Source organism: Streptosporangium sp. NPDC048886 (genome assembly GCF_055586905.1).
The window spans coordinates 12,962-33,337 of the sequence record NZ_JBVJHH010000015.1; the positions used below are offsets into that span (position 1 = coordinate 12,962).

The 20,376-nt window shown below is 68.6% G+C and carries 32 protein-coding genes; 31 read left to right on the forward strand and 1 reads right to left on the reverse strand.

The genetic code is table 11. The annotated features are described in order from the left end of the window. Nucleotides 1–9 precede the first annotated feature (9 nt). The 31 genes from rpsS to ACZ6R6_RS19990 all read left to right on the forward strand — a co-directional run bounded on the left by rpsS (nt 10) and on the right by ACZ6R6_RS19990 (nt 17,810). Entirely contained in the window at nt 10–288 is a 279-nt protein-coding gene (gene rpsS, locus ACZ6R6_RS19840; protein WP_012887835.1) for a 30S ribosomal protein S19, read from the forward strand. A 115-nt stretch (nt 289–403) separates the two neighbouring features. Beyond that, nucleotides 404–757 carry a 50S ribosomal protein L22 gene (gene rplV / locus ACZ6R6_RS19845; RefSeq protein ID WP_012887836.1) on the forward strand — a complete coding sequence of 118 codons (354 nt, stop codon included), beginning with the start codon at nt 404–406 and terminating at the stop codon, nt 755–757. Next, entirely contained in the window at nt 757–1,620 is an 864-nt protein-coding gene (rpsC, locus tag ACZ6R6_RS19850) for a 30S ribosomal protein S3 (protein WP_306859618.1), read from the forward strand. Before rplV ends, rpsC begins: the two co-directional genes overlap by 1 nt. A 2-nt stretch (nt 1,621–1,622) precedes the next feature. After that, on the forward strand, nt 1,623–2,042 hold the full coding sequence (gene rplP / locus ACZ6R6_RS19855; protein ID WP_184538242.1) for a 50S ribosomal protein L16: 420 nt from the start codon (nt 1,623–1,625) through the stop codon (nt 2,040–2,042). Continuing rightward, nucleotides 2,042–2,278, forward strand: a complete 237-nt coding sequence (gene rpmC / locus ACZ6R6_RS19860; RefSeq protein ID WP_012887839.1) for a 50S ribosomal protein L29 — start codon at nt 2,042–2,044, stop codon at nt 2,276–2,278. The genes rplP and rpmC overlap by 1 nt, the downstream gene beginning before the upstream one ends. Beyond that, nucleotides 2,271–2,552, forward strand: coding sequence for a 30S ribosomal protein S17 (gene rpsQ / locus ACZ6R6_RS19865; RefSeq protein ID WP_306859615.1), 282 nt, complete (start codon nt 2,271–2,273; stop codon nt 2,550–2,552). Before rpmC ends, rpsQ begins: the two co-directional genes overlap by 8 nt. A gap of 255 nt (nt 2,553–2,807) precedes the next feature. After that, nucleotides 2,808–3,176, forward strand: a complete 369-nt coding sequence (gene rplN, locus ACZ6R6_RS19870; RefSeq protein WP_012887841.1) for a 50S ribosomal protein L14 — start codon at nt 2,808–2,810, stop codon at nt 3,174–3,176. Continuing rightward, nucleotides 3,176–3,481 carry a 50S ribosomal protein L24 gene (gene rplX / locus ACZ6R6_RS19875; protein ID WP_306859613.1) on the forward strand — a complete coding sequence of 102 codons (306 nt, stop codon included), beginning with the start codon at nt 3,176–3,178 and terminating at the stop codon, nt 3,479–3,481. The genes rplN and rplX overlap by 1 nt, the downstream gene beginning before the upstream one ends. Further along, complete coding sequence (rplE, locus tag ACZ6R6_RS19880; RefSeq protein WP_306859611.1) at nt 3,481–4,065, forward strand: 50S ribosomal protein L5; 585 nt, start codon at nt 3,481–3,483, stop codon at nt 4,063–4,065. The genes rplX and rplE overlap by 1 nt, the downstream gene beginning before the upstream one ends. Nucleotides 4,066–4,067: 2 nt before the next feature. Next, on the forward strand, nt 4,068–4,253 hold the full coding sequence (locus tag ACZ6R6_RS19885) for a type Z 30S ribosomal protein S14 (RefSeq protein ID WP_012887844.1): 186 nt from the start codon (nt 4,068–4,070) through the stop codon (nt 4,251–4,253). A gap of 145 nt (nt 4,254–4,398) precedes the next feature. Beyond that, complete coding sequence (rpsH, locus tag ACZ6R6_RS19890) at nt 4,399–4,797, forward strand: 30S ribosomal protein S8 (protein WP_012887845.1); 399 nt, start codon at nt 4,399–4,401, stop codon at nt 4,795–4,797. Between the two features lie 17 nt (nt 4,798–4,814). Then, a complete protein-coding gene (rplF, locus tag ACZ6R6_RS19895; protein ID WP_470095247.1) occupies nt 4,815–5,357 on the forward strand; it encodes a 50S ribosomal protein L6 in 543 nt (180 codons plus the stop codon). A 2-nt stretch (nt 5,358–5,359) separates the two neighbouring features. Then, nucleotides 5,360–5,743, forward strand: a complete 384-nt coding sequence (gene rplR / locus ACZ6R6_RS19900; RefSeq protein WP_306859605.1) for a 50S ribosomal protein L18 — start codon at nt 5,360–5,362, stop codon at nt 5,741–5,743. A 40-nt stretch (nt 5,744–5,783) separates the two neighbouring features. Then, the gene (gene rpsE / locus ACZ6R6_RS19905; protein WP_068896548.1) at nt 5,784–6,416 is read left to right on the forward strand and encodes a 30S ribosomal protein S5; all 633 of its coding nucleotides are present in this window, start codon (nt 5,784–5,786) and stop codon (nt 6,414–6,416) included. Nucleotides 6,417–6,419: 3 nt separating this feature from the next. Continuing rightward, complete coding sequence (gene rpmD / locus ACZ6R6_RS19910) at nt 6,420–6,602, forward strand: 50S ribosomal protein L30 (RefSeq protein WP_068896549.1); 183 nt, start codon at nt 6,420–6,422, stop codon at nt 6,600–6,602. 1 nt (nt 6,603) lies between these two features. Next, on the forward strand, nt 6,604–7,059 hold the full coding sequence (gene rplO / locus ACZ6R6_RS19915) for a 50S ribosomal protein L15 (RefSeq protein WP_306859603.1): 456 nt from the start codon (nt 6,604–6,606) through the stop codon (nt 7,057–7,059). A 176-nt stretch (nt 7,060–7,235) separates the two neighbouring features. Further along, the gene (gene secY / locus ACZ6R6_RS19920; RefSeq protein WP_306859601.1) at nt 7,236–8,552 is read left to right on the forward strand and encodes a preprotein translocase subunit SecY; all 1,317 of its coding nucleotides are present in this window, start codon (nt 7,236–7,238) and stop codon (nt 8,550–8,552) included. Then, entirely contained in the window at nt 8,552–9,202 is a 651-nt protein-coding gene (locus ACZ6R6_RS19925; protein WP_306859599.1) for an adenylate kinase, read from the forward strand. The genes secY and ACZ6R6_RS19925 overlap by 1 nt, the downstream gene beginning before the upstream one ends. 116 nt (nt 9,203–9,318) lie before the next feature. Beyond that, on the forward strand, nt 9,319–10,137 hold the full coding sequence (gene map, locus ACZ6R6_RS19930; RefSeq protein WP_470095251.1) for a type I methionyl aminopeptidase: 819 nt from the start codon (nt 9,319–9,321) through the stop codon (nt 10,135–10,137). A gap of 54 nt (nt 10,138–10,191) precedes the next feature. Continuing rightward, nucleotides 10,192–10,617 (forward strand): DUF1707 SHOCT-like domain-containing protein, encoded by a 426-nt coding sequence (locus ACZ6R6_RS19935; RefSeq protein WP_470095253.1) that lies wholly within the window; start codon nt 10,192–10,194, stop codon nt 10,615–10,617. Between the two features lie 106 nt (nt 10,618–10,723). Then, nucleotides 10,724–11,194, forward strand: coding sequence for a hypothetical protein (locus tag ACZ6R6_RS19940; protein ID WP_470095255.1), 471 nt, complete (start codon nt 10,724–10,726; stop codon nt 11,192–11,194). A 266-nt stretch (nt 11,195–11,460) separates the two neighbouring features. After that, complete coding sequence (locus tag ACZ6R6_RS19945; RefSeq protein WP_470095257.1) at nt 11,461–11,967, forward strand: hypothetical protein; 507 nt, start codon at nt 11,461–11,463, stop codon at nt 11,965–11,967. A 153-nt stretch (nt 11,968–12,120) separates the two neighbouring features. After that, entirely contained in the window at nt 12,121–12,702 is a 582-nt protein-coding gene (locus ACZ6R6_RS19950; RefSeq protein ID WP_470095259.1) for a class F sortase, read from the forward strand. A gap of 185 nt (nt 12,703–12,887) precedes the next feature. Continuing rightward, on the forward strand, nt 12,888–13,109 hold the full coding sequence (gene infA / locus ACZ6R6_RS19955; RefSeq protein ID WP_012887858.1) for a translation initiation factor IF-1: 222 nt from the start codon (nt 12,888–12,890) through the stop codon (nt 13,107–13,109). A gap of 24 nt (nt 13,110–13,133) precedes the next feature. Continuing rightward, entirely contained in the window at nt 13,134–13,247 is a 114-nt protein-coding gene (rpmJ, locus tag ACZ6R6_RS19960; RefSeq protein WP_003956441.1) for a 50S ribosomal protein L36, read from the forward strand. 211 nt (nt 13,248–13,458) lie between these two features. Next, complete coding sequence (rpsM, locus tag ACZ6R6_RS19965; protein WP_306859572.1) at nt 13,459–13,839, forward strand: 30S ribosomal protein S13; 381 nt, start codon at nt 13,459–13,461, stop codon at nt 13,837–13,839. Nucleotides 13,840–13,884: 45 nt separating this feature from the next. Next, entirely contained in the window at nt 13,885–14,289 is a 405-nt protein-coding gene (gene rpsK, locus ACZ6R6_RS19970) for a 30S ribosomal protein S11 (protein ID WP_012887860.1), read from the forward strand. 20 nt (nt 14,290–14,309) lie between these two features. Next, nucleotides 14,310–14,936, forward strand: coding sequence for a 30S ribosomal protein S4 (gene rpsD, locus ACZ6R6_RS19975; RefSeq protein WP_012887861.1), 627 nt, complete (start codon nt 14,310–14,312; stop codon nt 14,934–14,936). Nucleotides 14,937–15,035: 99 nt separating this feature from the next. Next, nucleotides 15,036–16,052 carry a DNA-directed RNA polymerase subunit alpha gene (locus ACZ6R6_RS19980; RefSeq protein ID WP_189793355.1) on the forward strand — a complete coding sequence of 339 codons (1,017 nt, stop codon included), beginning with the start codon at nt 15,036–15,038 and terminating at the stop codon, nt 16,050–16,052. Nucleotides 16,053–16,139: 87 nt separating this feature from the next. Then, a complete protein-coding gene (gene rplQ / locus ACZ6R6_RS19985) occupies nt 16,140–16,670 on the forward strand; it encodes a 50S ribosomal protein L17 (RefSeq protein WP_470095263.1) in 531 nt (176 codons plus the stop codon). 78 nt (nt 16,671–16,748) lie between these two features. Then, the gene (locus ACZ6R6_RS19990) at nt 16,749–17,810 is read left to right on the forward strand and encodes a tRNA pseudouridine synthase A (protein WP_470095265.1); all 1,062 of its coding nucleotides are present in this window, start codon (nt 16,749–16,751) and stop codon (nt 17,808–17,810) included. 12 nt (nt 17,811–17,822) lie between these two features. On the opposite strand, the gene ACZ6R6_RS19995 is transcribed toward ACZ6R6_RS19990, so the two are convergent. After that, entirely contained in the window at nt 17,823–19,367 is a 1,545-nt protein-coding gene (locus ACZ6R6_RS19995) for a hypothetical protein (protein WP_470095267.1), read from the reverse strand. Nucleotides 19,368–20,376: the final 1,009 nt, after the last annotated feature.

Below are 20,376 nucleotides of genomic sequence, written 5' to 3' on the forward strand. Positions count from 1 at the left end.
GCAGCCAAAATGCCACGTAGCCTTAAGAAGGGTCCCTTCGTGGACGACCACCTTCAGAAGAAGGTGGATGTCCAGAACGAGAAGGGCACCAAGAACGTCATCAAGACGTGGTCGCGGCGCTCCATGATCGTGCCCGACATGCTCGGTCACACGATCGCCGTTCACGACGGCCGCAAGCACGTCCCGGTGTTCGTCACCGAGTCGATGATCGGTCACAAGCTCGGCGAGTTCGCTCCGACGCGGACGTTCCGCAGCCACGTCAAGGAAGACCGCCGCAGCCGGCGGTAAGCGCCTTAGGGCCAGGAGGTCGAGCCGGGAACGGTCGGCGGGCGGAAGCCAGGTCGATCGTTGCGAGGCGAGACGGACTCGGCCCATACGAAGCAGAAGGTAAGAGGAGTAAGCGATGGAAGCCAGGGCTCAGGTGCGGTTCGCGCGCCACACGCCCATGAAGGCCCGCCGTGTGGTGGACCTCATTCGCGGGCTGCCCGCTTCGGAGGCGCAGGCCGTGCTGCAGTTCGCTCCCCAGTCGGCGAGCGAGACCGTGTACAAGGTGCTGTCCAGCGCCATTGCGAACGCGGAGCACAACTTCAAGCTCGACCGCGACACGCTCTTCGTGAGCCGTGCCTGGGTCGACGAGGGCCCGACGCTGAAGCGGTTCCGTCCCCGCGCTCAGGGTCGTGCCTATCGGATCAACAAGCGGACGAGCCACATCACCGTGATCGTGGAGTCCCGCGAGCCGAAGGGGAGGACCCGCTAGTGGGTCAGAAGGTTAACCCGCACGGGTTCCGCCTCGGCGTCACGACCGACTTCAAGAGCCGGTGGTATGCCGACAAGCTCTACAAGTCGTACGTCGCCGAAGATGTGGCGATCCGCCGCATGCTCAAGAAGGGCATGGAGCGGGCCGGCATCTCCAAGGTGGAGATCGAGCGGACCACCGACCGGGTTCAGGTCGACATTCACACCGCCCGTCCGGGCATCGTCATCGGCCGCCGCGGCGCCGAGGCGGACCGGATCCGTGGCGACCTCGAGAAGCTGACCAAGAAGCAGGTCCAGCTGAACATCCTCGAGGTCAAGAACCCCGAGATCGACGCCCAGCTCGTCGCTCAGGGTGTGGCCGAGCAGCTGTCCAGCCGTGTCTCGTTCCGTCGGGCCATGCGCAAGGCGATGCAGTCGGCCATGAAGAGCGGCGCCAAGGGCATCCGGGTGCAGTGCTCCGGCCGTCTGGGCGGCGCTGAGATGTCCCGTTCGGAGTTCTACCGCGAGGGCCGCGTGCCCCTGCACACCCTCCGTGCGGACATCGACTACGGCCTCTACGAGGCCCGTACCACCTTCGGCCGCATCGGCGTGAAGGTGTGGATCTACAAGGGTGAGGCTCCGACCAGCCGCGCCGAGCGTGAGGCGGCTGCCGCCGGTGCTCGTGCGGGCCAGCGTCGGGACCGCGACGACCGTCGCGGTGGCGGCGCCGGTGGCGACCGTCCCCGTCGTGGCGGCGGCGCCGGTGGCGACCGTCCCCGTCGTGGTGGCGCCGCCCGTGGCGACCGCGCACCCAGGACCGAGGCGGCCTCGCAGGCTGCCCCCGAGACCGGCCCGGCTGCGCAGCCGGGTGCTGAAGGGAGCTGACCATGCTGATCCCGCGCAGGGTCAAGCACCGCAAGCAGCACCGGCCCGACCGTCACGGCGCCGCCAAGGGCGGCACCAGGGTCGTGTTCGGCGAGTTCGGCATTCAGGCGCTTGAGCACTCCTACGTGACCAACCGCCAGATCGAGTCGGCTCGTATCGCCATGACTCGTCACATCAAGCGTGGCGGCAAGGTCTGGATCAACATCTACCCGGACCGTCCCCTCACCAAGAAGCCGGCCGAGACCCGCATGGGTTCCGGTAAGGGTTCGCCGGAGTGGTGGATCGCCAACGTCAAGCCCGGCCGCATCATGTTCGAGCTGTCGGGCGTCGCCGAGCCGGTGGCTCGCGAAGCCCTGCGTCGTGCGATGCACAAGCTCCCGATGAAGTGCCGGTTCGTTAAGCGTGAAGTGGGTGAGGCGTGATGGCTAAGGGCCTGACCGCCGGTGAGCTGCGGGTGGAGGACCAGGACACCCTGGTCCAGAAGCTGAAGGAAGCCAAGGAGGAGCTGTTCAACCTCCGCTTCCAGGCCGCGACCGGCCAGTTGGAGAGCCACGGGCGGCTGCGCGCCGTCCGCCGCGAGATCGCCCGTATCTACACCGTGATGCGCGAGCGGGAGCTCGGCATTGTTACGGTTGAGAAGGAGTCGATCGATGGCTGAGACAGCTGAGAGCACGAGCACGACGCGGAACTACCGCAAGACCCGTGAGGGTCTGGTCGTCAGCGACAAGATGGACAAGACTGTCGTCGTCGCTGTCGAGGACCGCGTCAAGCACCCCTTGTACGGCAAGGTCATCCGTCGGACGACCAAGTACAAGGCGCACGACGAGGCCAACGCCTGCGGCGTCGGCGACCGCGTCCTCCTGATGGAGACCCGGCCGCTGTCGGCCAGCAAGCGCTGGCGGGTCATCGAGATCCTCGAGAAGGCCAAGTAAGGAACGCGCCTCGTGGGGGGTGACCCTGTCACCCCCCATGCTGGTGTCCAAGGGGGCGGAGTTGATCTCCGTCCCGCCTGCGGTGGCGGCCCGCGGGAGAGCGAGCCGGGCCTGGCACGGCGGAAGGCGTAAGCCGTACCGCGGTGCGAGGCGAGGCGGACTCGCCCGGACAGGACTGTCGCCGGGGGAACAAGACCACATCAGTTCCGCAAGGCTCACCACGGGTGAGAACCAGCGAGACAAACAGGAGTACAAGTGATCCAGCAGGAGTCGCGACTCAAGGTCGCCGACAACACGGGAGCGAAGGAAGTCCTTTGCATCCGTGTCCTCGGTGGCTCGGGTCGGCGCTACGCGGGAATCGGCGACATCATCGTCGCCACGGTCAAGGACGCCATTCCTGGCGGCACCGTGAAGAAGGGCGACGTCGTCAAGGCGGTCATCGTCCGTACTGTCAAGGAGCGCCGCCGGCCCGACGGCTCCTACATCCGCTTCGACGAGAACGCCGCCGTCATCATCAAGGACAGCGGTGACCCTCGTGGCACGCGTATCTTCGGCCCCGTCGGACGTGAGCTGCGTGACAAGAAGTTCATGCGCATCATCTCGCTCGCGCCGGAGGTGTTGTAATGCCGAAGCTCCACGTGAAGAAGGGTGACCTGGTCCAGGTCATCGCCGGCAAGGACAAGGGTGCCAAGGGTCGTGTGATCGCCGCCCTCCCGCGCGAGGAGCGCGTGGTGGTCGAAGGCGTCAACATGATCAAGAAGCACTCCAAGGAGACCAACCAGGGCCCGCGTGGCGCCAAGACCGGCGGCGTGCAGACCATGGAGGCTCCCATCCACGTGAGCAACGTCAAGAAGCTCAAGGATGACGAGAAGCCTGCCAAGAAGGAGTCGGCCAAGGCCGCCTCTGACGAGTCGGGTGAGGACAACTGATGACCGCGAACACCACTGAGTCCGTCGAGACCGGACGGCCGATTCCGCGCCTCAAGCAGCGCTACCGCGAAGAGATCATCGCGAAGCTGAACGAGCAGTTCGGGTTCGAGAACATCATGCTGGTCCCCACGATCACCAAGATCAAGGTGAACATGGGTGTCGGCGAGGCCGCGCGCGACTCGAAGCTCATCGACGGCGCCGTCCGCGACCTCACCGTGATCACCGGTCAGAAGCCGGCGGTCGTCCGGGCCCGCAAGTCCATCGCCCAGTTCAAGCTGCGCGAGGGCATGCCGATCGGTGCGCACGTCACGCTGCGCGGCGACCGCATGTGGGAGTTCCTCGACCGGCTGCTGTCGCTGGCGCTGCCGCGTATCCGTGACTTCCGCGGTCTGTCGCCCAAGCAGTTCGACGGCAACGGCAACTACACCTTCGGTCTCACCGAGCAGGTCATGTTCCACGAGATCGACCAGGACAAGGTCGACCGTCAGCGTGGTATGGACATCACGGTCGTGACCACCGCTAAGACCGACGACCAGGGCCGGGCGCTGCTGAAGCTCCTCGGTTTCCCCTTCAAGGAGGCCTGATCATGGCGAAGACGTCGCTCAAGGTCAAGGCTGCTCGCAAGGCCAAGTTCGAGGTCCGGGCGTACACTCGGTGCTCGCGCTGTGGTCGTCCCCGCGCCGTCTACAGGAAGTTCGGCCTGTGCCGCATCTGCTTCCGCGAGATGGCGCACCGGGGCGAGCTGCCTGGCATCACCAAGTCCAGCTGGTAGCCGTCCGCGCGGCCCTGTGGACGCCACAGGCCGCGCGGCCACCCCAGCCGTACACAGATAGTCGTATTCACCGGGCGCTGCCTCAAGCGCCCATGACCACACCGAAGGTCCCTTGCGGAAACCGCGGTGAGGAAGGCCACCGGCCATGACGATGACCGACCCGATCGCAGACATGCTCACGCGTCTGCGAAACGCGAACTCGGCGTACCACGACACCGTGGCGATGCCGTACTCGAAGATCAAGGCGCACATCGCCGAGATCCTCCAGCAGGAGGGTTACATTCAGGCCTGGAGCGTCGAGGACGCCAAGGTCGGCAAGAACCTCGTGGTGGAGCTCAAGTTCGGGCCGAGCCGTGAGCGTTCCCTCGCGGGCCTGCGCCGGGTTTCCAAGCCCGGCCTGCGGGTCTATGCGAAGAAGGACAACCTGCCCCGAGTCCTGGGCGGACTGGGCGTCGCGATCATCTCGACGTCCGGCGGTCTCATGACGGACAAGCAGGCCGGCAAGCGTGGAGTGGGCGGGGAAGTCCTCGCCTTCGTTTGGTAGAAGGGAGAAATCACAGCATGTCACGTATCGGACGGCTGCCCATCCCTGTACCGAACGGCGTGGACGTCGCCATCGACGGCCGGGACGTCACGGTCAAGGGCCCCAAGGGCACGCTTTCTCACACGGTCGCGGAGCCGATCGACGTCGCCAAGGGCGACGACGGCGCCGTCACCGTCTCTCGTCCCAACGACGAGAACAAGGTCCGTGCGCTGCACGGCCTGTCCCGCACGCTGATCGCCAACATGGTGACCGGTGTGACCCAGGGTTACTCCAAGACCCTGGAGATCGTGGGCGTCGGTTACCGCGTTCAGGCCAAGAGCCCGACTCAGCTCGAGTTCGCTCTCGGCTTCAGCCACCCGGTGATCGTCGACGCCCCCGAGGGTGTCACCTTCCGCGTCGAGAAGCCGACCCTGTTCCACGTGGACGGCATCGACAAGCAGAAGGTCGGCGAGATCGCCGCGAACATCCGCAAGTTGCGCAAGCCCGACCCCTACAAGGGCAAGGGTGTGCGTTACCAGGGCGAGGTTATCCGCCGCAAGGTCGGAAAGGCTGGTAAGTAGGCATGGCTGGCAAGACTGCGTTCGGCAAGCACACGGCCGCCCGCGCCGTCTCGCGGGCCCGCCGCCACGGCCGAGTCCGCAAGAAGGTGGTCGGCACGGCCGCGCGCCCGCGCATGGTCGTCAACCGCTCCACGCGACACCTGTTCGTGCAGATCGTCGACGACGCCCAGGGCCACACGCTGGTGAGCGCCTCCACCATGGAGTCCTCCCTGCGCGCGGACTCCGGCGCGAAGACCGACAAGGCGAAGCAGGTCGGCGAGCTTCTCGCTCAGCGGGCCAAGGCCGCCGGGATCACCGCGGTCGTGTTCGACCGTGGCGGAAACCGTTACGCGGGTCGCATCGCGGCCCTCGCGGACAGCGCCCGTGAAGGCGGGCTGGAGTTCTGATGGCCCGTCTTAACAAGAGCAACGAGAAGAGGAACCACTGATGGCTGGAGCTCCGCGTCGCGGTGGCGCCGCCGGTGGCGAGCGGCGTGACGGTCGTCGTGACGATCGCCGCGGTGGCAGCGCTGACAAGGGCGTCTCGTACATCGAGCGCGTCGTAAAGATCAACCGAGTGGCCAAGGTCGTGAAGGGTGGTCGTCGCTTCAGCTTCACCGCCCTCGTCATCGTCGGTGACGGCAACGGCATGGTCGGCGTCGGCTACGGCAAGGCCAAGGAAGTCCCCGCGGCCATCGCCAAGGGCGTCGAAGAGGCCAAGAAGCACTTCTTCCGGGTGCCCCGCATCCAGGGCACCATCCCGCACATCGTGCAGGGTGAAGAGGCCGCGGGTGTCGTCTTCCTCCGTCCGGCCTCGCCCGGTACCGGCGTCATCGCCGGTGGCCCGGTGCGCGCCGTGCTGGAGTGCGCCGGCATCCACGACGTGCTGTCCAAGTCGCTCGGCTCGGACAACCCGATCAACATCGTGCACGCCACCGTGGCCGCTCTGAAGGGCCTCAGCCGCCCCGAGGAGATCGCGGCCCGCCGTGGCCTGCCGATCGAGGACGTCGCCCCCAAGGCCATGCTCAAGGCTCGCGCCGAGGGCATCGCGGAGGCCGCGGCGGCTAAGGCGGTGAGCTAGCCGATGGCACGCCTGAAGATCACTCAGGTCCGCTCGAAGATCGGTGGCAAGCAGAACCAGCGCGACTCGCTGCGCTCGCTCGGTCTGAAGCGAATCGGCGACGTCGTCGTCAAGGAGGACCGCCCGGAGATCCGCGGCATGGTCTCCGTGGTGACGCACCTCGTCACCGTGGAAGAGGTCGACTGACATGGCAGAGAACAGTCCGCTCCGTATCCACCACCTGCGTCCGGCCCCCGGCGCCAACAAGTCGAAGGTCCGCAAGGGCCGCGGCGAGGCGTCCAAGGGCAAGACCGCCGGTCGTGGCACCAAGGGCACGACGGCCCGGAACAAGGTTCCCCTCGGCTTCGAGGGTGGCCAGGTCCCGCTCCAGCGCCGCCTGCCCAAGATGAAGGGCTTCTCCAACGCCCTGTTCAAGACGACCTACCAGGTCGTCAACCTGGACAAGCTCGGCGAGCTGTTCCCCGAGGGTGGCGACGTCACCGTCGAGACGCTGGTCGCCAAGGGCGCGGTCCGCAAGCGGCAGCTCGTGAAGGTTCTGGGAACCGGCGAGATCTCCGTGGCGTTGAACGTGCAGGCGCACGCCTTCTCCGCCAGTGCCAAGGAGAAGATCGCCGCTGCCGGGGGCTCCGTCTCCGAGCTGTAGGCATAATCACGCGGCGCGGGGGCTCATAATGGGCCCCCGCGCCCGTAGTGCGTTAGAGTTCGCTGGATAGTGGGCCTCGACTCGTTTCCGCGGGCTCGCTGACTTGAGATAGCAAAGATGGACCACCCCCGAACCATCGCTGACCGACCTCGCCTTTCAGGCGCGCAGGAGGGACCGTGCTGACCGCGTTTACCCGAGCGTTCCGTACGCCGGACCTGCGCAAGAAGTTGCTCTTCACACTGGGCATCATCGCGCTGTTCCGGCTCGGCTCGGTTCTTCCGACTCCGGGTGTCAACAACGAAAACATCGCCCGATGCCTCCAGCAGGCACAGGCGGGTGATTCCGGCAACATCTACGGCATGGTGCAGCTGTTCAGCGGTGGCGCCTTGCTGAAGCTGTCGGTGTTCGCACTCGGCATCATGCCGTACATCACCGCGAGCATCATCCTTCAGCTTCTGGTGGTGGTGATCCCGCGCCTGGAAGCCCTCAAGAAGGAGGGGCAGGCCGGCCAGACCAAGATCACCCAGTATACGCGTTATCTGACGATCGGCCTGGCGATCCTCCAGTCGACCGCCTTCATCGCCCTCGCGCGCAGCGGGCAGCTGTTCCCGCAGTGCCGGGAAGACGTCCTGATGGACAAGGACAACGTCTTCCTGATCGTCACGATGGTGATCACGATGACCGCGGGCACGGCCGTCATCATGTGGCTGGGTGAGCTGGTCACCGACCGCGGCGTCGGCAACGGCATGTCCATCCTGATCTTCACCTCGGTGGTCGCGACCTTCCCGTCCGAGCTGCTGAACATCGCCCGCCAGAAGGGCATCTTCGTCTTCGCCGTGGTGATCGTGACCGGTATCGCGATGATCGCCCTGGTGGTCATGGTCGAGCAGGCCCAGCGCCGGGTGCCGGTGCAGTACGCCAAGCGCATGGTCGGCCGCCGCATGTACGGCGGGACCTCGACCTACATCCCGCTGAAGGTGAACCAGGCCGGCATCATCCCGGTCATCTTCGCCTCCTCGCTGCTCTACCTGCCGCAGCTCGTCACGACGCTGTTCGCCAACTCCCAGGAAGAGCCGAACGCGGTCGTCCAGTGGATCCAGCAGAACCTGGTCACGGGCGATACTCCGGCCTATATGATCACTTTCTTCCTGCTGATCGTCTTCTTCACCTACTTCTACGTGTCCATTACCTTCAACCCCGTTGAAGTCGCCGACAACATGAAGAAGTACGGTGGGTTCATCCCGGGCATCCGTCCGGGCCGGCCGACGGCTGAGTACTTGAACTACGTGCTCACGCGACTCACTGCTCCCGGTGCGCTCTATCTGGGCCTGATCTCCATGGTGCCGATCGTCGCACTGGCGCTCGTCGGCGCGAGTCAGAACTTCCCGTTCGGAGGGACGAGCATTCTGATCATGGTTGGTGTCGGCCTTGACACGGTGAAGCAGATCGAGAGCCAGCTTCAGCAGCGCAACTACGAAGGCTTCCTGAAGTAGTGCGTCTCGTCCTGGTGGGGCCCCCCGGAGCGGGTAAGGGGACGCAGGCCCAGTTCATCGCATCGAACCTGTCCATCCCGAAGATCTCGACAGGTGACATTTTCCGTGCCAACGTCTCGGGCGGCACGGAGCTCGGCAAGCTTGCCAAGGAATACATGGACCGTGGCGACCTCGTGCCCGACGAGGTCACCATCGCGATGGTCCGCGACCGGCTCTCGGAGAGCGACGCGCAGGACGGTTTCCTGCTCGACGGCTTCCCCAGGAACGTGCCCCAGGCCGAGATCCTGAAGAAGATGCTCGCGGAGTTCGGTGTCGCCCTGGACATCGTCCTGGAGCTCGTGGTCGACGACGAGGAAGTCGTGCGCCGGTTGGCCGGCCGCAGGACCTGCAGCCAGTGCGGCCGCATCTGGCACGTCGACTTCGACGACAAGAAGGACGACGTCTGCGACGCCTGCGGTGGACGGCTCTACCAGCGTGACGACGACAAGGAGGCGACCGTCCGGCACCGGCTGGAGGTCTACCAGGAGCAGACCGCTCCGCTCGTCTCCTTCTACGCCGACGAGGGCATCCTCGTCGGGGTGGACGCGACCGGCCCGGTGGAAGAGGTCACCCAGCGCGCGATGGAGGCCCTGGGTCCCTACACGGACTGAAGATATTTCCCAGCACGCCACCCATGGTTCCCATGGGTGGCGTGCTGTCATTTAGGGCACAATCGGGGGAATTGGGCTCCCGGATTGCCCGTTGAACCACCCCGGGGGGTGTGCACGTGTTCAAGAAGAACAAGCACGGAATTCAGATAAAGACGCCTGAGCAGCTGGAGAAGATGCGGGCGGCGGGCCTGGTGGTCGGCCGGACGCTGCAACTGCTCCGCGAGAGCGTCCGTCCCGGGATGACGCCGCTGGATCTCGATGTGATCGCGGAGAAGGCGATCCGGGACGAGGGGGCGATCCCCTCCTTCAAGGGCTACCAGGGCTTCCCGGCGACGATCTGCGCGTCGGTGAACGAGGAGGTCGTCCACGGCATCCCGAGCAACCGGCGGGCGCTGCGGGAGGGCGACATCATCTCCATCGACTGCGGCGCCATCCTGGAGGGCTGGCACGGCGACTCGGCCATCACCGTCCCCGTGGGGGAGGTGGACCCCGCACTGACCGAGCTGATGCGGGTGACCGAGGAGGCCATGTGGCGCGGCATCGCCGCCCTCACCGTGGGCCGCCACCTGTCCGACATCGGCCACCAGGTGGAGAAGTACGTCCGCTCCCAGGGCCGCTACGGCATCCCCCAGGAGTACGGCGGGCACGGCATCGGCACCGAGATGCACATGGACCCGTGGGTCGCCAACCACGGTAAGCCGGGCCGGGGGCCGCGCTTCGAGCCGGGCATGTGCTTCGCCGTTGAGCCGATGGTGAACCTCGGCACCGACCGGACCAAGGTGCTGTCCGACGACTGGACCGTCATCACGGTCGACGGCAAGGCGTCGGCACACTTCGAGCACAGCGTCGCGGTGACACATAATGGACCTTGGGTACTGACCGCTCTTGACGGGGGTAAGGAGCGGCTTGCTGGCCTTTTGGGAGACGCGGGCTAGGTGACACTGCCCCCGGGTGAGCGGATGTGGTTGATGATGGCGGCTGGTCCGGAGATGCGGGCATCGGACGGAGACCGGGACAGAGTCGCCGAGGTCCTGCGGGAGCACTACGCACAGGGCCGGCTCACCGTCGAGGAGTTCGACGAGCGGCTGGAGCAGCTCTACGCCAGCAGGACCTACGGCGAGCTCGCCACGCTCACCTCCGACCTCCCCGACGTCGACCTGGGCCGGCTCCCCGCGCCCGCGCCCCGCAGCCCGGAGCGCCGTGACCTCGGTCAGGCGCAGCGCAAGGGCCTGACGGCGATGTGGACCACCTGGGCGACGGCCAGCGGGATCAACTGGGCGATCTGGCTGATCCTCGGGGTGACGAACGACGCCGGCTTCCCCTACCCCTGGCCGCTGTGGGTGATGGGCCCCTGGGGAGTGGTGCTGCTGGTGACCACCATCGCCACCGGCCTGGGCGGCAAGCGCAATCCGTAATAGTCCACGCTCGGCGTCGAGCGTGCATTCCTCCACAGAAGTCCGGGTCAAGTCTTCCTAACGTGAGCGGTGTCCCGACAACGGGACCTCATCTCAGGAGGAAGACATGAAGGTCCGCACCCTTCTCGTCAGCGCCGCCCTCGCCGGCTCGCTCGCCGCCGGCCTGGCCGGGGCCCCCGCCCAGGCCGCCACGGCCGGTGCCCCCGGCGCGTCCGAGGCGCTGCAGGCGCAGGGCCCGAGCAAGCACTTCTTCGGCCCCTACTATTCGAAGTTCGGCGGCGGTGAGAGTTTCGGCCGCCGGTCCTCCTTCAAGGGTTACTGGTACAAGGAGGGCGGCCGCTACTGGTTCTTCGGCGACCTGTTCGACCGTGACCGCGACCGCGAGTACAGCTACGTCTGGTTCAGGTGGCACGACCGCTCCGGCAGCCACGTCAAGTACTACAAGACCTTCGGCGTCCGGCACTTCGACAAGTTCGGCGGCTTCAGGAAGAGCGACGGCTTCGACGACTTCAAGATCCGCGTCTGCGAGGGCGACAACCGCTTCGACGACTGCGGCGGCTGGGGCGACGCCTTCTGAGACGCCGGTCGTCGTGCCGGTCACGGGGTCGGTCACCTCGTCGATCACGGGACCGGTCGCCGCGCTGACCGCGGATCCGGTCGCCGCGCTGACCGTGGGACCGGTCGCCGCGCGGGCCACATCCGGACCCCCCGATGCATGGTCATCGGGGGGTCTTCCGCGTTGTGTCAGAGCTTTACCGCCGGCGGCAGTTGGCCCGGGCCGGACCGGGTAGATGATCGTTGTCTGGGCAGGCCGCTGGGCGGGCCGTGAGGTGGGGGTGGGCGATGGGCCTCGGTCGAGACCCGCTGGCGACGGCCGGAGCCGTGCTGGGCAGCGTGGTGGCCGTCGTGTTCGCCACCGGTATGACCGGTATCGGGGAGGTCGAGGTCACGCCGTCGACCGCCCGGCCGGGACAGCGGGTCAGCATCTCCGCCGGCCCGTGCGACAGTCCGGCGACCGCGTACTCGGCGGCCTTCCGCGCCACCGCGGCGCGGCTCAGCCAGCACGCCCACGCCATGCAGGGCAGCGCGCGGATCAGCCCGCACGCCGCTCCCGGCACCTACGCCATCACCGTCCGCTGCATCCAGGGCGGGCCGTACAACGGCACTTTCGTGGTCGACGACACCCATCCGACCAGCGGTCCGGACACCGGCGGCGGCGGCCTCGCGATGACCGTCGCCGATGACGCCGCCCGTACCGCCTGGATCTTCGGATCACTGGTCGCGATCATGACGGCCCTGGGCGCGGGCTTCGCGCTGGCGCGCGGACGCCGCCAGCGGAGCGATCACTAGACCTCCGTGCCCGCCTGGACATTTCATGCTGGTCATCGGCGGGGCCTCGTTCCGGGCGGGCGCGGACCCAGCCGTCTCCTGTGCGCGCTCCCGGGCCTGGCGCTGGCGGCGGGCTGCGCCGCCGCCGTTCCGGAGGACGGGAGCGGGCGGCCGGTGACCGTTCCGGCGAGTGCGCAGCCCGGGCAGGCGGTGGCCGGGCGGGAGGGGGCCGGCGGGGCGGGCCTGCCGACGCCGCTCGGGTGGGGGCTGGGCCGTGGCGAGCCGACGCGCGTCGTGATCCCGAGTATCGGGGTGAACGCTCCGCTGGTGGTGCTGGGGCTGGAGGGCGACGGCAGGCTCGCCGTACCGCCGCTCGACCACGCCGACGTCGCGGGCTGGTACGGGGCGGGTCCGACCCCCGGAGAGCCGGGCTCGGCGGTCATCGTCGGCCACCTCGACACCAGGACCGGGCCCGCGGTGTTCGCCCGGCTCGACGAGCTCAGGCCGGGGGACTCCATCGCGGTGGCGCGCGGGGACGGGACCGTGGCGGTCTTCGCGGTGGAGCGGCTGGAGCAGGCGCCCAAGGACCGCTTCCCCGCCGATCGAGTGTACGGTTCGACGGACGAGCGGCGGCTGCGGCTGGTGACCTGTGGCGGCAGTTTCGACCAGGTCAGACGTTCCTACGACGACAACGTGATCGTGCACGCGCGGTACCGTGCGGGGTATCTCACCTCGGATCTGGGGTATCCTGAGTAACGGTTGTGTCGAGGTACCGGCCGTGTGTTTCGCATTTCCTCGCCCGGTGCCGTACACTCCTTTTTCGGTTCACTATGACCATTGCGCATCGGCGGTTTCGCAACCGCCGCTCTCATCGAAGCGCTGGGTCGCGGCTGCTTAGTGTTCCGAAGCCTCAGACGACCGATCAGTGAAACGCGAGGGACATGGCCAAGAAAGACGGCGCCATCGAGATCGAGGGCACTGTGGTTGAGTCGCTCCCGAACGCGATGTTCCGGGTGCAGCTCGACAACGGCCATAAGGTCCTGGCCCACATCAGCGGGCGGATGCGGATGCACTACATCCGGATCCTTCCTGACGACAGGGTTGTCGTCGAACTGAGCCCCTACGACCTCAGTCGTGGGCGGATCGTCTACCGATACAAGTAAGCGTCTGAGGGACGAATAAGGACTATGAAGGTCAAGCCGAGCGTCAAGAAGATCTGCGACAAGTGCAAGGTGATCCGCCGGCACGGTCGCGTCATGGTGATCTGCGACAACCTGCGCCACAAGCAGCGTCAGGGCTAGTCACAGATAACAGGTCTTGCAAGAGTCCGCTCCTTGGTGGCGGGCTCGAGCCATGTGAGGCCGCAAAGTAATCGCACTTCACACCTGCGAAGGCGGCCGGAGGCCGGACCACGCAGGAGACCCCCGGTCGGAGGCCGGGGCCCTCACCCCGGGCATGGGGAGGGGAAGTGAGGCGCAGGACCTCCGCCACAAAGAAGGAGAATGCCCGACCATGGCTCGCCTGGTTGGCGTCGACCTCCCCCGCGACAAGCGGCTGGAGATCGCTCTCACCTACATTTTCGGAATCGGCCGCACCCGTGCGCTCGAGACCCTCAAGGCCACCGGCGTGAACGGCGACCTCCGTGTCCACCAGCTCACGGACGAGGAACTCGTCCCGCTGCGTGACTACATCGAGGCGAACTTCAAGATCGAGGGTGACCTCCGTCGCGAGGTTCAGGCCGACATCCGTCGCAAGATCGAGATTCAGTGCTACCAGGGCATCCGGCACCGCCGCGGCCTTCCCGTGCACGGTCAGCGTACGCAGACCAACGCGCGCACCCGTAAGGGCAAGAAGAAGACCGTGGCCGGCAAGAAGAAGCCCGGTAAGAAGTAGTCCGCGCAGCCGCAGGACCGAAGACCTCAGGAGTGAAGGCAAAGAATGCCTCCTAAGAGCCGCCAGGGTGCCCCGAAGAAGGTGCGCCGCAAGGAAAAGAAGAACGTCGCTCACGGGCACGCCCACATCAAGAGCACGTTCAACAACACGATCGTCTCGATCACCGACCCGAGCGGGAACGTGATCTCCTGGGCCAGCGCCGGCCACGTCGGGTTCAAGGGCTCCCGTAAGTCCACCCCGTTCGCCGCGCAGATGGCCGCCGAGAACGCCGCTCGCCGCGCCATGGAGCACGGCATGCGCAAGGTCGACGTCTTCGTCAAGGGCCCCGGTTCCGGCCGTGAGACCGCCATCCGTTCGCTGCAGGCGACCGGCCTCGAGGTTGGCTCCATTCAGGACGTCACCCCCGTGCCGCACAACGGCTGCCGTCCGCCCAAGCGCCGTCGCGTCTGACGCCCAGGAGAAGATAGAAAATGGCTCGTTACACGGGTGCGGACTGCAAGCTCTGCCGTCGGGAGAAGACCAAGCTCTTCCTCAAGGGCAAGAAGTGCGAGTCCGCGAAGTGCCCCATCGAGATCCGTCCTTACCCGCCGGGTGAGCACGGCCGCGGCCGGCCGAAGGAGTCGGAGTACCAGCTCCAGCTCCGGGAGAAGCAGAAGACCCGCCGCATCTACGGCATCCTCGAGAAGCAGTTCCGCAACTACTACGAGGAAGCCAACCGCAAGGGCGGCAAGACCGGCGAGAACCTCCTCCAGATCCTGGAGAGCCGTCTCGACAACGTGGTCTACCGCGCCGGTTTCGCCGAGTCCCGCGATGCCGCCCGCCAGCAGGTCCGTCACGGCCACATCCTGGTGAACGGCAAGAAGGTCGACATCCCGTCGTACCGCGTCCGCGAGCACGACATCGTCGAGGTCCGCGAGCGCTCGCGCAACCTGCTGCCCTACGAGGTGGCCCGCGCCACCTCCGGTGACAAGACGTTCCCGGCCTGGCTGGGCGTGGCCCCGGAGGCCATGCGCGTCCTGATCCACCAGCTCCCGGTCCGTCAGCAGATCGACACCCAGGTCCAGGAGCAGCTGATCGTCGAGCTCTACTCCAAGTAGTAGCTCACAGGGGTGCCGTGCGGTCCGCCGTACGGCACCTATGCTGTTGTTTCGAGCGGCGTCAAATAGCGGGCGCCGCCATGCAAGGGGAGATCCCACATGCTGATCGCTCAGCGGCCGACCCTTCTTGAGGAGTCCCTCGAGGAGACCCGGTCCAAGTTCATCATCGAGCCGCTGGAGCCGGGCTTCGGCTACACCATCGGCAACTCGCTGCGGCGCACGCTGCTGTCGTCCATCCCGGGCGCGGCCGTGACCAGCATCCGCATCGAGGGCGTGCTGCACGAGTTCTCGACCGTCCCGGGCGTCAAGGAGGATGTCACCGACATCATCCTCAACCTCAAGGAACTGGTCGTCTCCTCCGAGCACGACGAGCCCGTGGTGATGTACCTGCGCAAGCAGGGCCCCGGCGACGTCACCGCCGCCGACATCGCGCCCCCGGCCGGTGTCGAGGTGCACAACCCCGAGCTGCGCATCGCCACCCTCAACGGCAAGGCGAAGCTGGAGATGGAGCTGACCGTCGAGCGCGGTCGCGGTTACGTCTCCGCGGCGCAGAACAAGCAGCCGGGCCAGGAGATCGGCCGTATCCCGATCGACTCCATCTACTCCCCGGTGCTCAAGGTCACCTACAAGGTCGAGGCGACCCGTGTCGAGCAGCGCACCGACTTCGACCGTCTGATCCTGGACGTCGAGACCAAGCCGTGCATGAAGCCCCGCGACGCGGTGGCCTCGGCCGGTAAGACCCTCGTCGAGCTGTTCGGTCTCGCCCGCGAACTGAACGTCGAGGCCGAGGGCATCGACATCGGCCCGTCGCCGACGGACGCGGCCCTGGCCGCCGACCTGGCGCTGCCGATCGAGGAGCTGAACCTCACGGTCCGTTCCTACAACTGCCTCAAGCGCGAGGGCATCCACACCGTGGGTGAGCTCGTGGCCCGCAGCGAGCAGGACCTGCTGGACATCCGTAACTTCGGTGCCAAGTCCATCGAAGAGGTCAAGCAGAAGCTGCACGAGATGACGCTCGCGCTGAAGGACTCCCCGCCCGGGTTCGACCCCAGCGCGGTGGCCGGCGGCGGCTACGACGACGACGACAGCGCGTACGTCGAGACCGAGCAGTACTGATTTTTCTGTAACGGGGATCGAGCGACTCCCCGGCCCGACCCCGGTACCTAGTACGGCCGGGGCGGGTTCACTCTCAAGGAGAACGAAATGCCTCAGCCCGCAAAGGGTGCCCGTCTCGGCGGAAGCCCGGCTCACGAGCGGCTGATCCTGTCGAACCTCGCCACCCAGCTGTTCCAGCACGGTCGGATCACGACCACGGTGGCCAAGGCCAAGCGTCTGCGCCCGGTGGCGGAGCGGCTGATCACCAAGGCGAAGAAGGGCGACATGCACAACCGTCGCCAGGTGCTGACGGTCGTCCGTGACAAGGGCGTGGTCCACCACCTGTTCACGGAGATCGCACCGACCTTCGCCGAGCGTCCCGGTGGCTACACCCGCATCACGAAGATCGGCGCCCGTAAGGGTGACGCCGCTCCCATGGCCGTCATCGAGCTGGTCTCCGAGCCGCTGAACACGGTCCGCACCGGCAAGGTCCCGGCTGCCGCCGAGGCCCCCAAGGCGGAGGAGCCCAAGGCCGAGGAGACCGCCGAGGTCACCGAGGAGCCGAAGGCCGCCGAGGAGAGCGCCGAGGCCACCGAGGCTCCCGCCGAGGAGACCGAGGCCAAGAAGGACAACGCCTGATCTTTCAGGTCCGGTGAACGGGCCCGGCGCTCCCTCGCGGGAGGTGCCGGGCCTGTTCCGTTCTCCGGGAGGAACATCGTGGTACGGCTGCGCCTGGATCTCGCATACGACGGCACCGACTTCTCCGGCTGGGCGAAGCAACCGGGCCGGCGGACGGTCCAGGGGGAGATCGAGGGGGCGCTCGGCAAGATTCTCCGGCTCCCCGAGCCGCCGGCGCTGACCGTCGCCGGGCGGACCGACGCCGGCGTGCACGCCCGGGGTCAGGTGGCCCATGTGGACCTGGAGGCCGGGGCGTTCGAGGCGCTGGAGACCAGGCACAGCCGCCGGGCCGCCGCGGGGGTCTCGGCTCCGGGGAGGGGCGCCGCCCCCGGGCCGGCCTCTGAGACCGGCTCCGTCTCCGGGACGGCTCCCGCTTCCGCGACGCTTCCCGTCCGCGGGGCGGACTCCGGCTCCGGGGCGGCCACCGGGACCGCCTCCGCTCAGATGGCGGCCGGCTCCCTCTCCGTGACGGCCGCCGGCTCCGGGACCGGGATCCCGGCAGACATCGATGAGAGGCTCTCCAGCCTCCGTAGACGGCTGGCCGGGGTTCTGCCCCCCGATGTCAGGATTTATCGCGTTACGGTGGCTCCTGAGGGCTTTGACGCACGATTCTCCGCGATGTCACGGCGCTACGTCTACCGGGTCTGCGACGCTCCGGGCGGCGTCGACCCGCTCCGCCGCCGTGAGGTCCTCTGGTACGCCCGGCCGCTCGACCTCGACCGACTGAACGCGGCCGCGGCCGCCCTGCTGGGCGAGCACGACTTCGCCGCCTTCTGCAAGAAGCGCGAGGGCGCGACCACGATCCGCGAGCTGCAGCGGCTCGACTGGGTCCAGGAGGACGGCCTCCTCGTCGCGACGGTGGTGGCCGACGCGTTCTGCCACTCGATGGTCCGGGCCCTCATCGGGTCGCTGCTGCCCGTCGGGGAGGGGCGCCTGCCGGTGGACTGGCCCGGACAGGTGCTCACGCGGGCCGTACGGGACTCCGGGGTGCACGTGGCACCGGCGCACGGCCTCTGCCTGGAGGAGGTGCGCTACCCCGGGGCCGGGGAGCTGGCCCGGCGGGCCGTGGAGACCCGCCGGGTGCGCACACTCAGCGTCTGACGGACGCCTGGCTCAGCTCGTCACGCGGCGCTCGATGACCTTGGTGGTCTGGTCGCGGAAGGCGCCGCTGACCTTGCCGAGGCTTTTCTCCTTCGCCGTCGGGGTGTGGCCGTCGCTGAAGGTGGCGTAGCTGAAAACGATGTAGCGGCCCCACACCAGCCCGGCCGCGTAACCGCCCGCGATGTGCACGCGCTCGGCGCCGGTGCCCGGGGTGCCCGGCAGGCCGCGGAACCACAGGTTGCTGCCGAGGTTCTTGGCCTGGTCGACCTCGACGGCGGACTCCCGGGTGGGCAGCACCGCGATCCCCGTGGTCACGGCGTACTTCCGCTTGCTGTCGACGTATGTGGCCCGCAGCACCCGGCGGCAGTCCTTGCTGCGCAGCGCGCTGGCGAACTTGCCGGCCGCCGCCTTCTGGCACTGCTGGGTGACGTCGGTCTTGACCCGGACGAACGTCGTCCCGCCCACGGTGACCTTCTTGCTGAAGGCGTCGGCCACGGTCATCTTGCCGGGGTCGGTCTTCTCGGAGTTGAGCATCGTGGTGTTCACCGGTTCGGGCTCGTCCGGGGCGGGGTCCTCGGTGGGGTCGACGGCCTCGGAGGTGGGGACCGGCGGCGGGGCCGCGCCGGCGGTCTCCTTGCCGCTGAACGACTGGTAGGCGAAGAAGGCGCCGGTGCCGATGCCGCCGACCACGACCGCCACCACGGCCGCGATCAGCAGGGTGGCGGTCCTGCTGCGGCCCGGCGGGGCCGGGGGAGCGGCCACGACCTCGGACACGACCGCCGAGGGCGGGGTGAACGGGCCGCGCAGCTCCATGACCCCGGTCGAGGGCCCCGACTGCGATGCCGCCGGCGCCGCCGACGCCGGGACGTTCGGGAACGGCGGAGCGATCATCGGTATGCCGCCCGGCGGGGTGGGCTGGTCCCCGGGCGGCGGTGGCAGCGCCGGCCTCTCCGGTCCGGAGGACTGTCCGGCCGAGTCGGCGGACTGGTCCGCTGGAGCGGGGGACGGCGCCGGGGTGCCGGTGACGGACTCAGCGGACGGCGGGGGCACCTGGGGCATCAGCTCCGGCTGGGAGGTCGGGCGCTGCGCGGCGGGCGCGGGCACCGAGGGCTGGGTGGCCATTCCGGGCGCGGGCAGCGGAGCGGGAGGCTGAGCGCCCGCTCCGGGAGCGGTGGGGGAGGCATCCGGCCCCGGAGGGGTGGGACCGGTGAGGGCGGCGTCCGGCCCGGAGACGGCTCCCGAGGCGTGGGCGTGCGGGTCCGGCCCGGGAGGGGGCGGGGGGCTCGCGGGCCCCTGATGACCCGGTACGGCGGGCATGGCCGCGCGGACGTTGACGGTGTTCTCGTCGAGGCCGTCCGGGGTGGGCGGCCAGACGGCGACGTCACCGGGCCCGCCCGGCCCGGCGCCCGTCTCATCGGAGTCGGACCAGACCGGCTCGCCGGTGGCCGCGGGCCACTGCGGGGCGCCAGGGGCGTCCGGAGAGGAGGGCCACACCTGCATGCCCGCGGCGGCGGCGGTGAAGGCCGGCGGCGGCTGCCACGGCGGAGCCCCGGGCACGATCGGCGCGTTGGACAGCGGTGGGGTGCCGGACGGCCCGGACGGCCCCGGGGGCGCGGACGGCCCCGGCCACTGCGCTCCGGAGGGGCTGGACGGCCCACCGGGCGCGGGCGGCCCTGACCACTGCGGTCCGGAGGGGCTGGACGGGCCGGGCGGAGGTGGTCCGGAGGGTCCGCCGGGCATGGGGGGTTCGGCCCACTGCGGAGCGGACGGTCCGCCGGGCGCGGGCGGCCCTGACCACTGCGGTCCGGAGGGTCCGCCGGGCATGGGCGGCCCTGACCGCTGCGGGCCGGACGGGCCGGGGGCGGGTGTGCCTGCCCATGGCTGGGGTGTCGGTCCGCCGGGGGCGGGTGGCCCGGACGGGGTGCCGGGCGCCGAGGGCTCGGCCCACTGCGGGGCGGATGGTCCGCCAGGCGTGGGCGGCCCTGACCACTGCGGTCCGGACGGGTTGGACGGGCCGGGCAGGGGTGGTCGGGAGGGTCCGCCGGGCATGGGCGGCTCGGCCCACTGCGGGGCGGACGGGCCGCCGGGCATGGAGGGCTCGGCCCACTGTGGGCCGGACGGGTTGGACGGGCCGGGGGCGGGTGCGCCTGCCCATGGCTGGGGTGTCGGTCCGCCGGGGGCGGGTGGCCCGGACGGGGTGCCGGGCGCCGAGGGCTCGGCCCACTGTGGAGCGGAGGGCCCACCGGGCATGGGGGGTTCGGCCCACTGCGGGGCGGAGGGTCCGCCGGGCATGGGCGGCCCTGACCACTGCGGGCCGGACGGGCCGGGGGCGGGCGCCGCCATCCACGGTGGGGGGGCCGGCTCGCCGGGGGCCGGAGAGCCGGCCCAGGGCGGGAACTGGGGCTCCGGGCGGGGAAGGTCGGACCGCGCCGGCCCCGGTGGCTCCGGAGACGCGGGACGGTCAGACCGTGGCCCGCCGGGCCACGGGGTGGGGAGGTCGTCCTCGGGGTCGGCGAACCAGTCGTAGGGGGCGCCATTGTCACCGGGGACCGTCCACGGCTGGGTG